At 60.9% G+C, this 13,792-nt stretch carries 13 protein-coding genes; 7 read left to right on the plus strand and 6 right to left on the minus strand.

Annotated elements, in window-relative coordinates:
* Positions 1-1,425: an exodeoxyribonuclease I gene (sbcB, locus tag ACQKIK_RS03900; RefSeq protein ID WP_499134827.1), complete on the minus strand. Its 1,425-nt coding sequence runs from the start codon at positions 1,423-1,425 to the stop codon at positions 1-3.
* 252 nt (positions 1,426-1,677) lie between these two features.
* On the opposite strand from sbcB, the gene ACQKIK_RS03905 reads away from it, so the two are divergent.
* The 6 genes from ACQKIK_RS03905 to ACQKIK_RS03930 are packed head-to-tail and all read left to right on the plus strand — an operon-like array spanning position 1,678 to position 8,455.
* Positions 1,678-2,388, plus strand: coding sequence for an RDD family protein (locus ACQKIK_RS03905; protein WP_499134828.1), 711 nt, complete (start codon positions 1,678-1,680; stop codon positions 2,386-2,388).
* A complete protein-coding gene (locus ACQKIK_RS03910) occupies positions 2,385-3,368 on the plus strand; it encodes a stage II sporulation protein M (RefSeq protein ID WP_499134830.1) in 984 nt (327 codons plus the stop codon). The genes ACQKIK_RS03905 and ACQKIK_RS03910 overlap by 4 nt, the downstream gene beginning before the upstream one ends.
* Positions 3,355-4,920, plus strand: coding sequence for a DUF4129 domain-containing protein (locus ACQKIK_RS03915; RefSeq protein WP_045429497.1), 1,566 nt, complete (start codon positions 3,355-3,357; stop codon positions 4,918-4,920). Before ACQKIK_RS03910 ends, ACQKIK_RS03915 begins: the two co-directional genes overlap by 14 nt.
* Positions 4,913-6,088, plus strand: a complete 1,176-nt coding sequence (locus ACQKIK_RS03920) for a DUF4350 domain-containing protein (protein ID WP_256044682.1) — start codon at positions 4,913-4,915, stop codon at positions 6,086-6,088. Before ACQKIK_RS03915 ends, ACQKIK_RS03920 begins: the two co-directional genes overlap by 8 nt.
* Entirely contained in the window at positions 6,085-7,098 is a 1,014-nt protein-coding gene (locus ACQKIK_RS03925) for an AAA family ATPase (RefSeq protein ID WP_045429500.1), read from the plus strand. Before ACQKIK_RS03920 ends, ACQKIK_RS03925 begins: the two co-directional genes overlap by 4 nt.
* 25 nt (positions 7,099-7,123) lie before the next feature.
* Positions 7,124-8,455 (plus strand): DUF58 domain-containing protein, encoded by a 1,332-nt coding sequence (locus tag ACQKIK_RS03930; RefSeq protein WP_045429502.1) that lies wholly within the window; start codon positions 7,124-7,126, stop codon positions 8,453-8,455.
* A 69-nt stretch (positions 8,456-8,524) separates the two neighbouring features.
* Here ACQKIK_RS03930 and ACQKIK_RS03935 read toward each other — a convergent pair whose 3' ends face one another.
* From ACQKIK_RS03935 to ACQKIK_RS03945, 3 genes are read right to left on the minus strand one after another with little or no spacing between them, the layout of a single operon-like run.
* Entirely contained in the window at positions 8,525-8,959 is a 435-nt protein-coding gene (locus tag ACQKIK_RS03935) for a PilZ domain-containing protein (protein ID WP_045429504.1), read from the minus strand.
* Positions 8,960-9,009: 50 nt separating this feature from the next.
* Positions 9,010-9,435 (minus strand): DUF4124 domain-containing protein, encoded by a 426-nt coding sequence (locus ACQKIK_RS03940; RefSeq protein WP_241530388.1) that lies wholly within the window; start codon positions 9,433-9,435, stop codon positions 9,010-9,012.
* A 37-nt stretch (positions 9,436-9,472) separates the two neighbouring features.
* Positions 9,473-9,850, minus strand: a complete 378-nt coding sequence (locus tag ACQKIK_RS03945; RefSeq protein ID WP_499134833.1) for a tetratricopeptide repeat protein — start codon at positions 9,848-9,850, stop codon at positions 9,473-9,475.
* A gap of 177 nt (positions 9,851-10,027) precedes the next feature.
* Here ACQKIK_RS03945 and pyk point away from each other — a divergent pair, with 177 nt between their 5' ends.
* Positions 10,028-11,479 carry a pyruvate kinase gene (gene pyk, locus ACQKIK_RS03950; protein WP_045429512.1) on the plus strand — a complete coding sequence of 484 codons (1,452 nt, stop codon included), beginning with the start codon at positions 10,028-10,030 and terminating at the stop codon, positions 11,477-11,479.
* Positions 11,480-11,557: 78 nt separating this feature from the next.
* Here the strand turns inward: pyk and ACQKIK_RS03955 are convergent, their stop codons facing one another.
* Positions 11,558-12,499 (minus strand): iron-sulfur-binding ferredoxin reductase, encoded by a 942-nt coding sequence (locus ACQKIK_RS03955; RefSeq protein WP_499134834.1) that lies wholly within the window; start codon positions 12,497-12,499, stop codon positions 11,558-11,560.
* Positions 12,492-13,622 (minus strand): GGDEF domain-containing protein, encoded by a 1,131-nt coding sequence (locus ACQKIK_RS03960; protein WP_045429517.1) that lies wholly within the window; start codon positions 13,620-13,622, stop codon positions 12,492-12,494. The genes ACQKIK_RS03955 and ACQKIK_RS03960 overlap by 8 nt, the downstream gene beginning before the upstream one ends.
* Between the last annotated feature and the right edge of the window lie 170 nt (positions 13,623-13,792).

The following is a 13,792-nucleotide window of genomic DNA, read 5'->3' on the forward strand; positions in this document are numbered from 1 at the left end:
TCAGAGCATGTAACGTTCACGCAAGCTGCGAGCATGGAGCGACCATTGTTGCAGCAGACGTGCTTGTTCGGCTGTTGCCGATGGCAATAAAGCCAGGAACGCTTGCTCAAACTGTTCCAAGGTATTCGGTGCGCCAAATTCGGGCACCATCAGGCGCTGCCTACAAAAGGCTTGCCATTGCTGGGCTTCGGCCGGCGATAAACACTCGGGAAAGTTACGTGCGCGGTAGCGAAAATGCAGCTCTGGCAAGCGCGGATCATCAAACGGCGGCGCGGCGTCACTCGCAATCGGCGGAGCGTTTCGTACTTGCTCGCACAAACGCCGGTCACGCTCACTGAAGAATCCGTCATATAACTGCTGCTCCGGATCCGACGACGCCACAAACGCATCCTCCTGATAGATGTCGGCAAGCTTCCAGCGCCATTCGGGTTCCCGCCCGCGTAATTCGGCCGCTCTCGCCTCATAACATTGGATATCCAGCCCTAGCCGCTCGATATCTGAGTGGCGCAGCACGCTCATTGGCGCCAGCACTGGGCAACGGTTCATGTGAACGAGTTTCAAGGGGATCGGAAGTTTCTCGCCCAAGTCCTCCCGACGAGTATAAAGCCGCTCGCGAATAGCCTCGGCCTGCTCCTCCCAAAGGGGCGCACATTCGGCGTTCAGGTCGCAGACAATCAACGCGTTACGGTTGCGAGGATGCCAGGCCAGCGGTAGTACCACCGATAGAAAATGACGCGCCGCGGAAAAACGACCCGATATGTGCACCATTGGTTTGAGCAGCTGGACTTGCTCGATCACTGCATGTTTACGACGTAGCTTGTAGAGATAGTCGTAAAGCCGCGGTTGACGCTCACGAAGCAACCGAGCCAAGGCAATCGTCGCCCGCACATCGGACAATGCATCGTGTGCATTCAAATGTTCAAGACCGTTGGCTGCACTGAGCCGCTCCAATTTTAACGTGACCCTTCCCTCCTCTTCAGGCCAAACAATCCCTTCCGGCCGCAACGCGTAGGCGGTGCGCACTAGGTCAATGATGTCCCAGCGGCTATTACCGCCCTGCCATTCGCGGGCATAGGGGTCAAAAAAGTTGCGATATAGGCTGTAGCGCAGCACTTCATCATCGAAACGAAGGCTGTTGTACCCCGCACCACAGGTACCCGGCACAGCCAGTTCATGGTGCAGCCGGGCCACGAACTCCGCCTCGCACAGGCCTTTTTCCGCTAGCGTGGCGGGCGTAATGCCCGTGACCAAGCATGCAGCGGGATGCGGGAGAATGTCGTCACTCAAACGACAGTAGATGTTCAGCGGCTCGCCAATTTCTTCCAACGCCTCGTTGGTGCGGATACCGGCCACTTGCACAGGCCGATCGCAGCGAGGGGATATGCCGGTTGTTTCGAAGTCGTACCAGAAGATGCTGGAGGTCAAGGGAGCTTCCTTCTCGATTGTCGTCCCCAGTCTAGCGCGCCAGACCGCCCTCAACGAATGGTCGAGCACTTGGTTCGAGTGGAGTTTCGACACAGACCTGAGCAATCTGCCCGCATATCAATCGGAACTGCCAAACCGGTTATGGCCGAAGATGCTATTCGATGGTTTCATTCGCCGGGCGCGGCATCGCGGGCCGTTGCTCGATGCGCGATGTGCGCATAGCATCCAGTCCCCCACTAGCGAGCCTACGCCGTGACATCCGCCCTTTCAGCCACTACTGCATTGCTGGATAACACGCTCCGCGTCGAAACGCCGGAAGGTATAGATTTGCTGCTCCATCCAGCCGGCCTGGTACCGCGCGCGCTGGCGTTTGCAGTGGACCTGCTGATAAGAGGCGCGATACTCGCGATTCTGGGCTTTGCATTCGCTTCGTTGGGCAAATTTGGCATGGGTGTCGGTGCGCTGCTGCTGTTTCTGGTGCAATGGTGGTACATGGTGCTCTTCGAAGTGTTGAATCAGGGGCGCACACCGGGCAAGCAATGGCTAGGGCTGCGCGTCATTCATGACGACGGCACGCCGGTCGGCTGGGCCTCTTCCCTGACCCGCAATCTATTGCGTTTCGTCGACATGCTGCCTTTCGGCTACTTTCTCGGGTCGCTCTGCTGCCTCTGGCATCCATCATTCAAACGATTGGGCGACCTCGCCGCAGGAACGGTGGTCGTGTACCGCGAGCGCAACATCAGCGCGCCCGCACTACCGGAGGCTGAACCAGTTGCGGCGCCGCTGCCCCTTACGCTGGCTGAGCAGCACGCCCTGATCGCCTTTGCCGAGCGCCATTCGACGCTGTCTGCGGAAAGGCGCCTGGAACTGGCCTCCATCCTGGCCGAAGCGCTGCAGGTTGCGCCAGCGCAGGCAGAGACTCGAATTCACGGCATTGCTCGCAGTCTGGTGGGGCCGGCATGAAGCAGAGCCAGTTCGAAACCCGGCACCAGGCCGAATGGCAGACGTTCGATGAAACCCTCGCAGCATTGGAGCGAGGCAAAGGCAACCAACCCATATTGATCGCTGACTTTCCAGCGGCCTATCGAAGGCTCTGCCAGCAGCTGGCATTGGCGCAGTCGCGCGGCTACAGCATGCGCTTTGTCGAGCGCCTGCAGCTGCTGGTTCAACGCGGACACCATCAACTGTATCGCCACCGTAGCCCGCTAGGTGGTCGCCTGCTCGGCTTCTTTCTGGGCGGTTTTGGCAGGCTGGTTCGCGCAGAGTGGCGCTACCTGGCAGCCGCGAGTCTGATTTTCTACGGCAGTCTGCTGGGCATGGCCGGGTTGGTGCTGGCATTTCCGGAACTGGTCTATAGCCTGATCAGCCCCGAGCAGGTCGCTGAAATGGAAGTCATGTACGACCCCGACGCCAGCCGTCTCGGTCGCTTCGGCGAGCGTGGGTCAGCTGACGACTGGGTGATGTTCGGCTATTACGTGATGCACAACATTGGCATCGCGTTCCAGACCTTTGCCGGTGGCCTGCTGTTCGGCCTGGGCAGCCTGTTCTATCTACTATTCAACGGCTTGATCATCGGCGCGATTGCCGGCCATTTGACCGAAATCGGCTACGACCAGCCGTTCTGGTCATTTGTCATCGGCCATGGGGCTTTCGAACTGACGGCGATCACCCTGGCGGGTGCGGCCGGGTTGAAGCTGGGCGCTGCCCTTGTCGCGCCTGGCCGCCACACACGCAGCGAGGCACTGCGCCTGGCGGCCGCTACGGCAGTGCAACTGATCGCGGGAGCCATATTGTTCCTGTTGATTGCTGCCTTTATCGAGGCGTACTGGTCTTCGATGACTTATCCCTCAGCCCCGGTCAAATACGCCGTGGGCGCGCTATTGTGGCTGCTGGTCGGCGCCTATCTGTCACAAAGCGGACGGCGACTCCATGCAGCTGAATGATGCCAGCATGGCAATTCGTCCTCGCACCGCCTGGGAGGCGCTGGATCTCGGCGTTCTCCTGGCACGCCGTCATGCCGCACTACTGATGCTCAGCTGGGCGCTGGTGACGCTGCCGATATTCGCCCTGTTCAGCCTGTTGTTCTGGCAATACCCGACGCTTGCTTTGTTGCTGTTCTGGTGGCTCAAGCCGCTCTATGAACGACTACCACTGTTCATCCTGTCGAGGGCGCTGTTCGGCGACACACCGACCCTGCGCCAAAGCCTCAGGGCGCTGCCGCAACTGCTGCGCTCCCAGTGGCTTGCCAGCGTGACCTGGCGCCGTTTCAGCGTGACTCGAAGTTTCGACCTTCCAGTGCTCCAGCTCGAGCAACTGAGTGGCTCGGCCCGCCAGCAGCGCCTCGCTGTGCTGGGGCAACGAGACAGCCGGGCCGCATCCTGGTTGACTCTGGTCGGCATGCACCTGGAGATGGGGTTGTGGCTAGGTGCCCTCGCGCTGATGTACATGCTCATCCCACAGCAAATGCTGGCCGACTGGAACTGGCAGGACCTGCTCGGCATGAGCGGCGACTGGCTATGGCTCGAACACTTGTCCAACTTGATGTATGCGCTTGTGCTGGTGATCTGGGAGCCGATCTATGTCGCCAGCGGTTTCAGCCTGTATCTGAACCGCCGAACCACGCTTGAGGCCTGGGATGTCGAACTGACGTTTCGTCGTCTGCAGGCGCGCGTGAAGACCTTACTCCCGGTACTGCTAGTAGGGATGGGGCTGTGGTTGCTGCCGGTGCCCAACGCCGCACTGGCTGCGCCTGATGCAGACGAAACAGTTCAGACGAAAGAGGCCTCCGGCCCACAAAGTGATCGCCTGCTCAAGCAGCCCTTGACCAGCAGGGAAGCCAGTGAGCGGATCAGAGAGTTACTCGACCAGCCACCTTTCCGAAACCGCGAGACCGTTACCCGCTGGCGCTTCACTGAACAGGCGGATGGCGAGCCGGGCTGGTTCGCGCGCCTGCTTGAACGGCTGCTACGTAGCGATTTGGTGGCACAGCGCCCCGACCGTCTGGCAAGCGTGATCGAAGTATTCCTCTGGGCCGCATTGTTCGGCCTGACCGGATGGCTGCTATGGCGCTATCGGGACTGGATCAAGCTGTACGTGAACCCACGTCAGACGTTGCGATTCAGGCAACGGCAACCTGCGCCCTCCGCACTGTTCGGACTGGACGTGCAACCCGAAAGCCTTCCGCCCGACGTAATCGCCGAGGTGCAGCGGCTTTGGCACGATCATCCACGTGAAGCGCTCGGGCTGCTCTACCGGGCTTTTCTCAGCCGCCTATTGCACGAGCGGCAACTGCCATTGAAAAGCTCGCATACCGAGGGTGAAATACTCGAACTGCTGCGACACGAGGCTCAGCCACAGCTGCTCGACTACGCCGAGGCCTTGACCCGCCACTGGCTTGGCCTGGCCTATGGGAACCAGCTGCCTCCCGATGCGACTCGAGACGAGCTTTGCCAGCGCTGGCGCACTGTGTTTGGCAGTGAGGCCTCGCATGACTAGGCCGCGTCGTCTTTTGCTGCTAATAGCGGGCGCGCTGCTGCTTGGCCTGATGCTGTTTTTTGCAATCAGCAGGGCGACCCCCTACGAAGAAACGATCGAGCATGGACCGGCACCGGAAGTGCGCGGCAATCCGTATCTCGCTGCAGAGCGCTTCCTGGCCGACCAGGGGCGTGCGGTCGATCATGCGCAAGGCCTCGGCGGGCTTACCGAAACCAAGGACAGTCGGCAGGTGCTTTTATTGCTCGGAGAGCGCAGCACCATGACGCCCGCCCAGGCCGAACGCCTGTTGCACTGGGTTGATAAGGGTGGCCACCTGGTGTTTGTCGCAGAGCGGATCTGGGACGAAAACGCCGGCAGCAGCGGCGACTTGCTACTCGATGCGCTGAACCTGCAGCAGCACGAAGTCAGCGAGAAGCCCGACGACAGCCACGTCGCCGATGCTGCTGCCAACGCAGAGAAGCGCCCCGTGCTGACCCGCCTCTATCTGGAGAACGAGAACGCCCCCGCCTATCTCGCTTTCGACACCAACTATCACCTTTACGACGCCGGTGGCAGTGCGCATGCATGGGCCAACAGCGCCAGCGCGACGCACATGCTGCAACTGCGGCACGGGAGCGGCCTGATCACCGCACTCACCGACAGCTGGATCTGGCAGAACGATGCGATTGCCCAGTACGACCATGCCTGGCTGCTGTGGTATCTCACCCAGGACCGCGACGTGACGCTGATCTATCGCACCGACCATGACGGTCTGCTGCAACGGTTGCTGCGTTATTTTCCCGAAGCCTTGTCCGCCGCACTTTTGTTACTGCTGCTGGGCTGCTGGCACGCAGCGCAGCGCCAAGGCCCGCTATTGGAACCCGCCGACCGAGGTCGCCGACAGCTTCGAGAGCATTTGCGAGGCAGTGCAGATTTTCTCTACCGGCGCGCCGGACAGCGGCACCTGATCGCCACCCTGCAGAACGACATTCTCCGTCAAGCTCAGCACCGTCATCCCAATCTGGTGGCGCTCGACCATGCGGACCTGTGCAAGGTCCTCGCGCAGCTAAGCCGAACTCCCATTGAAGCCGTTACCCATGCCATGCGGTCGTCGCTGGATAAAAAGATGGGTAATGCCGATTTCACCCGTCAGGTTGCCCGCCTGCAAAGCATCAGGAATGCGTTATGAGCGATACAACACCGGAACCGAACGACGTGGCTCCGAATACGAGCCCGAACACGCAGCGCCAGCGCGCCAGCCAACTTGCACAGGCGCTACGCCAAGAGCTGCATAAAGCCGTCATTGGTCAACAGGACGTGGTGGACGGCGTGCTCACAGCGCTGATTGCGGGCGGTCACGTGCTGGTTGAAGGCGTACCGGGGCTTGGCAAAACGCTACTGGTGCGGGCACTGGCACGGTGCTTTGGTGGCGACTTCGCGCGTATCCAGTTCACGCCGGACCTGATGCCCAGCGACATCACCGGCCATGCGGTCTACGACCTGGCCAGCGAACAGTTCAAGTTGCGCAAGGGCCCGGTGTTCACCAACCTATTGTTGGCTGACGAGATCAATCGTGCGCCTGCCAAGACCCAGGCGGCGCTGCTGGAAGTCATGCAGGAGCGTCAGGTCACCCTCGAAGGCCGCGCGCTCGCCGCGCCGCAGCCGTTCCTGGTGATGGCCACGCAGAACCCCATCGAGCAGGAAGGCACCTATCCGTTGCCGGAGGCCGAGCTTGACCGCTTCATGTTGATGCTGCGCATGGACTATCCCCAGGCGGACGAAGAGTTGGCCCTGGTTCGTCAGGTCACTCGATCGGTTCGCACCGATATTCTCGATGTCAGTGGGTTGCGGGTTCTGCTGCAGGCAAAGGATGTCCAGGCGCTACAGAAAATTGCCAGTGACCTGCCGTTGGACGATCAGGTGCTCGACTATGCCGTCCGGCTGGCCCGAGCCACCCGCAACTGGCCTGGATTGGCGCTAGGGGCCGGACCACGGGCATCGATCGCGCTGGTGCGCTGCGCCCGAGCACGCGCCTTGTTGCGCGGCGGCGATTTCGTCGTCCCGGACGATGTAAAAGGCTGCGCCCTGGCGGTTTTGCGGCATCGCGTCAGGCTTTCACCTGAACTCGACATCGAAGGCACTTCGGTGGACCAACTGCTCCAGCAGCTGCTTGAGCAGATCGCGGCCCCGCGCCTGTGACGCCAACCGGCCTGCGAGCCCTTCAATGAATCCGTCACGTCGATTGCTCTACGCCTTCGCCGCCCTGCTCTGCCTAGGACTGTTGCTAGGTATCGCAGCGGCGCTCGGCAGCCCCCTGTTCACGGGTGCTCATACGGCTTGGTGGGGGTTGTTGCTATGCCTGGGATTGGTGGCCACTGTCGACGCCTTGCGCCTGCGCCGCCTGCCCTCGCCTGAGCTGCAACGCGTGCTGGCTGGCAATCTCGCCCTGGGCCGTTGGCATGACGTTCAGCTCAAGATTCGACATCCGCAGGCGCAAGCCATGCATGCCGAGATTTTCGACCATGCGCCGGCCGGGCTCGACGTGCAGGAGTTGCCACAGCAGGTGCAGCTACCAGCGGGGCAGCACTGCCAGCTCAATTACCGCCTGCAACCGATGCGGCGCGGCCACTTCCATTTCCAGCACTGCGAGATTCGCTTGTTCAGCCCACTGGGGCTGTGGCGAGAACGCCGTTTGCTGCCGCTGCAATCGCAGACCAAGGTATATCCCGACTTCACCCAGCTGCACGGTGCGCCCTTGATGGCGGTGGACCGCTGGCTGAGCCGCCTGGGTGTGCGCCAGCAACCAAGGCGGGGGCTTGGCATGGACTTCCACCAACTGCGCGAATTTCGGGAAGGCGACACCCTGCGCCAGATCGACTGGAAGGCAACAGCCCGTAAACGCGTACCCATCGTTCGCGAATATCAGGACGACCGCGACCAGCAGATTCTGCTCATGCTCGATTGCGGCAGACGCATGCGTAGCCAGGACGGTCCGCTCACGCACTTCGATCATGCGCTCAATGCAAGCCTGCTGTTGGGATATGTCGCCCTACGCCAGGGCGACGCGTTGGGTCTTTACACCTTCGCCACCGAGCAACGGCGCTTCTTCGCCCCAGCCAAAGGCCAGACGCAACTCAACGCGTTGCTCAATGGCGTCTATGACCTGGCCAACACGCAGCGACCGGCCGATTTCACGTTTGCCGCCAACGATGTGCTGACGCTGCAGAAACGCCGCGCACTGGTGATCATCCTGAGTAATCTGCGCGACGAGGACGACGAGACACTGCTCGGCGCCGTCCGGCAGCTTTCCCGTCGCCATCGTGTACTGGTCGTGAGCCTGCGCGAGCCGGTTCTAGACAACCTACGCCAGCAGCCTGTCCGCAGCTTTCAGGACGCCCTCGATTATTGCGGCACGCTCGACTACCTAAGCGCTCGGGGCCGGCTTCATGAACAGCTTCTCGCCCACGGCGTGCCAGTGCTCGATGCCCGCCCGCACGAGCTGGGACCAGAGCTGATCAGTCGCTATCTGGCGTGGAAGAAAGGTGGTGTGCTGTAACCGATGTGTGCTCACTTTCAAGCAGAAAGCGCTTGTGCCTCGCACAGCTGGCCGTATCGCAGATGGCGTTCAGGTACCTTGGCAGCAATCCTGATCGGCGGCCTTGTTACCGGCTGACTCGATACGCGGCAGTCGCGCCGGTGGAATGTGCTGCATGGGACGAAAGCTGAAGTAGTGGTGCAGCGCATCGATCATTTCGCGAATCTCACGGGGCGGTGAGACAAATACGAAACCTGAATCGAAGCTGCCGGGCGTAACGTCTTCGCGTGACCAACGACAGATCGCACTGAAATCGACGTAACGCAGCTGGCTATGCTGGCCTGGAATTTTCAGACGCATATCGAAACGTATGTCAGTCATCATCGGGTAGGGGCTGATGAGCATCAGCCCGGACTCGGACAGGTTGCCAATGAAACCCAACGGCTTGTCCGTGAAATGGTTGAACACGTTGAGGTAATACGGCAATTGATGCCGTTGAATACTGCGTTGATTGTGCATGTCCATCGATTGCGGGCCTGCCGCCAAGTTTTATCGCTGCCGCCGTCTCCGGCCACTCAGCTGCAGTTCTGACTGATACGACTGGCCAACTGCCGCCGCGCCGCCCCTATTTCTTCATCACTGTAGTAGACGCGCTCACCCTTTGCATCGGCACTGAAATAGCGCCCTCCATGAGACAGGCGTGACAAACGGTTTTGCAGCTGCTGGCACTCGCGCTCTCGTTGCGCCTGCCTAGCGCTCGCCGCCACATTGGCCGCCTCCTGCTCTTCGCGACGAGCCTCGAAGAAGCGCTCCGTGCGCGCCTGCCGCTCGCGGGTCGCGTCGTCTCTATCGATCACCTGCGGCCGAACCTCGACCGGCTCCGCACCTGGCTGCGGCTTCGCGCTGAAATGCACATTGCCCGCGGAATCAACCCAGCGGTAGATATCGGCGGCCGCCAGCGGGGCCAACAAAATGCTGACTATCAGTACTGCGATACGCATGGGTTCCTTCCCTGCCGGTCTGTTGGCCGGCCTTGTGTCAGGGTTTGATGGCGTGGATCACCACCCGTTCCTCCGGCTGATAGTGCCCCAACTGACGCAGCGTCTCCAGCCTGGCACGACTGCGAAAGGCGTATTCGCTGGCTGGATAGCGCGACTGAATGAACTGATAGGTCTGTGCCGCATCGACAAATAGACCCTGACGCTCCAAGCACTGACCGCGCAGCAGCGATATTTCCGGTTGCAGGTTATCGCGTGGTCGACTGCGCCGCTCGGCCTGGGAGAGTTCGAGCATGACTTTGTGGCAATCACCCAACTCGTATTGCGTATAGGCCGCGTCGAGATGGCGATCAAGGGCATTTCTGCTGCTGCAGCCTACGCTGAGGGTGGCCAGAACAAGGATAAACAGGGTGCGCATGGGTGACTCCTCCGATGCCGAATTATCGACCGTCGTTGCGAAAACTGCAGTCCATCCGTCCAGCTAAATGTCCATTGCGCGCCTCTCCATGCTCTGCCGAAAGAGTAGTGCAGCCCAACGATGACTACAGCCGCCCGGCATAGTAGCCTCGCGGCCATTCTGAAAAAGGAGCATTGAATGACTTCGCGCCGTACCAAAATCGTCGCCACGCTGGGTCCAGCCAGCAGTTCACCTGAGGTGCTGGAAAAAATGATCGTCGCCGGGCTCGATGTGGCCCGCCTGAACTTTTCCCACGGGACGCCAGATGAGCACCGCGCCCGGGCGCAGCTGGTACGGGATATCGCCGCGAAGCATGGTCGCTTCGTTGCGCTGCTGGGTGACCTGCAAGGACCGAAGATCCGTATCGCCAAGTTTGCCAACAAGCGCATCGAACTGGCCGAAGGCGACAGCTTTCGCTTCTCCGTCACCCACCCCCGCGATGCTGGCACCCAGGAAGTGGTCGGCATCGATTATCCGGATCTGGTGAAGGACTGCAGTGTTGGCGACGAACTGCTGCTGGACGACGGTCGCGTGGTCATGCGCGTGGACAGCAGCACAGCCGATGAGCTGCACTGCACCGTACTGATCGGCGGGCCGCTGTCTGACAACAAGGGCATTAACCGTCGCGGTGGCGGCCTGACCGCGCCGGCATTGACTGCCAAGGACAAGGCCGACATCAAGCTGGCCGCCGACATGAACTTGGACTATCTCGCAGTCTCTTTCCCGCGTGACGCGGCTGACATGGAGTTGGCTCGGCGGTTGCGTGACGAAGCCGGCTCGAGCGCCTGGCTGATCGCCAAGATCGAGCGCGCCGAAGCCGTGGCCGATGACGAAGCGTTGGATGGTCTGATCCGTGCAAGTGACGGCGTGATGGTCGCGCGTGGCGACCTCGGCGTGGAAATTGGAGATGCCGAGTTGGTGGGCATCCAGAAAAAGATCATTCTGCACGCGCGCCGCAACAATAAGCTGGTGATCACCGCGACCCAGATGATGGAGTCGATGATCCAGAACCCGATGCCGACCCGCGCCGAAGTGTCCGATGTAGCCAATGCCGTGCTCGACTACACCGACGCGGTGATGCTTTCAGCTGAAAGCGCCGCTGGCGAGTATCCGGTCGAAGCGATCAAGGCCATGGCGCGCGTGTGTGTCGGTGCCGAGAAACATCCGACCAGTACCAAATCCGGCCATCGCCTGGGTCAACGCTTCGAGCGCAGCGACGAAAGCACGGCGCTGGCAGCGATGTACACGGCGAACCACTTCCCAGGGGTCAAGGCGATCATCAGCCTGACCGAAAGTGGCTACACCCCGTTGATCATGTCGCGGATTCGTTCGTCGGTACCGATCTTTGCCTTCTCGCCCCATCGCGAAACCCAGGCCCGAGTCGCCATGATCCGCGGCGTGCAAACCATCCCCTTCGACCCAGCTGCGCTACCGGCCGACAAGGTCAGCCAGTCGGCAGTGGACGAGCTACTCAAGCGCAACATCGTCAATGTTGGCGACTGGGTGATCCTGACCAAGGGCGACACCTATCACGGAACGGGTGGCACCAACACCATGAAAATCTTGCGTGTAGGCGATTCCCTGACCTGATCGGCGCGGCGCGGCGCGGCGCGCCAGGTACCGCCTGGCGCGCCTTTTCCCTAGCGAGGTCAATGCCTCCTAACCCTTTTAAACTCCGGACTGACGCGTAAGAAAAGCGTCACTCAGTATCTGCCCCCGCGGCAATCCCGCCAGAAACATGCGCTTGGCGCAGTCTTCGACAAAAGCCTTTCCACCACAGATCAGCGCAATCTCCTGGCGTGACGTGGCCTGCAGCGACTGAAGGCGGCTGCCTGCCTGCTCCCAATCGACGCATTCAACCCTCAGGTTGCCATTTAGCTCCGCAAGATTCTCAAGCGGTGCTCGCAGATAGGACCCGCCCCGGCAGAAATGCAGCAGCCTAATCGGCCCCTGGTGCCCGTGTTGCAGTGCTTCGCGCACCAAGCTCCAAAGCGGGGCAACTCCCGTACCGGCAGCCAACAATAATAAAGGTCTCATCTGCCACTCGGGCTCGTAACGCAACGCGCCCGTATGCAGTTGGCCCAGGCGCAGACTGTCACCAACGGTCAGGGTGCGAGCTGAGTCGCAGAACGCACCGCTGTGCCGGCAATCGAGGTGAAACTCAAGCCAGTGCTCTTCCCAAGGCACGCTCGCCAGCGAATAGGGCCGGGCGACTCCATGGTTGCTCCACAACAGCACGTGCTGGCCTGGGTGGTAGCGCAGCGGCCGCTCGGGGATCAAGCGCAATCTCAGAACCCGATCATCTAGCCAGTCGAATCCTTCTACCCGTGCCGGAAGCCCCTCGCGCGCAGGATCGAACGTCGCCACATCGAGATTTCCGGTCACGCTGCACTGGCACGCAAGCCTCCAACCTTCCAGCCGACGGGCCGAGTCGAGTGCCTGCGGGCGTGCATCCTGCGGTTCGCCCTGCAGGCAGCGCACCAAGCAGGCATGGCAACTGCCCGCAAGGCAACTGAACGGCACGTTCAAGCCGGCATCATTGAGCGCATCGAGCAGGTTGCTGCCCTCCGCCACTCGCCAGGTCCGCCCACCGTGGCTGATCTCAGGCATTCACCGTCGCCCAGCTGGTCTCGCACCGATTCCGACCGTTGCCCTTGGCCCGGTAAAGCGCGTCGTCGGCACGCTGCAGGGATTCGTCCAGATCATCGCCTTCATGAAGCAGAGTCAAACCAACGGAAAGGCTCAAATGACCGGCCTGCATATTTCCTTCCGGCGGCTGGGCATTGGCGAAGGCCTCGCGCAAGCGTTCGCAACAGGCGCGGAATTGCTCGGCATCGGTGTTCGGCAACAACAGAACGAACTCTTCACCCCCGTAGCGGGCGAGTATGTCGTCGTCTCGCAGGCAGGAGCGCGCCACGGATGCAAAGGTTTGCAAAACACGATCGCCCACCGCGTGCCCGTGCAGATCGTTGATCCGTTTGAAGTAGTCGAGGTCGATCAGGGCCAGGCCTGACTGATGCCCCGCCCGCAGCCGGCTCAGCTCGGCTTCCGCCTTTCGGAGGAAATGCCTACGGTTGTAGAGACCCGTCAGCTCATCGGTCGAGGCCAGGTCTTCCAGCTGTCGCATCATGCCGCGCAGCGTTTCTTGATGCGCCTGCAGCGCAAAGCGGCGCTGACGCATGCGTTGACGCAACCTGTAGACATAGCCGACGAACAAGCACATCCAGACCAGAGTCACCAGCAATACGCCGGTTTGCAGCAGTGCCGTCTGCGGGTCGTTCAGGTAGCCCATTTGCGCGTCGAAGAACACCATTCCGACGAAGCTGAACAGTGCCAACAGGGCGTAACGGAGGAAGTTTTTCGGTGGCAGAAACACCGCGAACATCAGCACCAGTACGTACAGCACCAGCAGCGATCCACGGTTGTCGCCGAGATTGAACAGAAAGAAGGTCAGCCAGACCAGGGCAACCAGCACCTGTGGCTCGGTCAGGCTGGGGTCGCGAAAGCGCAGGTTATGGCCTCGATAGAAGACCCAGAAAAAGGTCAACTGGCTGGCCGCAATCATCACTGACCCCGCGATTGCTGTCTCGACCGGCGCCTGATAAAAGCCGGCAGCCACAGTGATCCAGGTAAGCAGCAACGCCAGACCGTAGGTGGCGGCCGCCATGCCGAAGCGCTTGGTCACCAATAACTGCAGCGCTTGCTGTTCGCTCTCGTCACGACTAGCGCGCATGGAATCCTTCCCATAGTGGCAATTCGTCACACTTTACGCCGGCCCTTGTAAAAAACCTATACGCAGTTGTGTCGGGCAAGCGAACTATCATCTTAAACAGGGTCGTCTTTATTGCGCTCGCGCCAATGGGGCGTCGATGCCTCAGCCCTTCGCGCAACGCCAAGTCGCAG

This window comes from Pseudomonas sp. NPDC047961, from assembly GCF_050272435.1.
Classification (GTDB): domain Bacteria; phylum Pseudomonadota; class Gammaproteobacteria; order Pseudomonadales; family Pseudomonadaceae; genus Stutzerimonas.

Bases quoted from the DNA above. Each gene is read 5' to 3' on its own strand.
- ACQKIK_RS03910 (WP_499134830.1), top strand. From the start codon at position 2,385: ATGAAGCAGAGCCAGTTCGAAACCCGGCACCAGGCCGAATGGCAGACG.
- ACQKIK_RS03915 (WP_045429497.1), top strand. From the start codon at position 3,355: ATGCAGCTGAATGATGCCAGCATGGCAATTCGTCCTCGCACCGCCTGG.
- ACQKIK_RS03920 (WP_256044682.1), top strand. From the start codon at position 4,913: ATGACTAGGCCGCGTCGTCTTTTGCTGCTAATAGCGGGCGCGCTGCTG.
- ACQKIK_RS03925 (WP_045429500.1), top strand. From the start codon at position 6,085: ATGAGCGATACAACACCGGAACCGAACGACGTGGCTCCGAATACGAGC.
- ACQKIK_RS03930 (WP_045429502.1), top strand. From the start codon at position 7,124: ATGAATCCGTCACGTCGATTGCTCTACGCCTTCGCCGCCCTGCTCTGC.
- ACQKIK_RS03935 (WP_045429504.1), bottom strand. From the start codon at position 8,959: ATGGACATGCACAATCAACGCAGTATTCAACGGCATCAATTGCCGTAT.
- ACQKIK_RS03940 (WP_241530388.1), bottom strand. From the start codon at position 9,435: ATGCGTATCGCAGTACTGATAGTCAGCATTTTGTTGGCCCCGCTGGCG.
- ACQKIK_RS03945 (WP_499134833.1), bottom strand. From the start codon at position 9,850: ATGCGCACCCTGTTTATCCTTGTTCTGGCCACCCTCAGCGTAGGCTGC.
- pyk (WP_045429512.1), top strand. From the start codon at position 10,028: ATGACTTCGCGCCGTACCAAAATCGTCGCCACGCTGGGTCCAGCCAGC.
- ACQKIK_RS03955 (WP_499134834.1), bottom strand. From the start codon at position 12,499: ATGCCTGAGATCAGCCACGGTGGGCGGACCTGGCGAGTGGCGGAGGGC.
- ACQKIK_RS03960 (WP_045429517.1), bottom strand. From the start codon at position 13,622: ATGCGCGCTAGTCGTGACGAGAGCGAACAGCAAGCGCTGCAGTTATTG.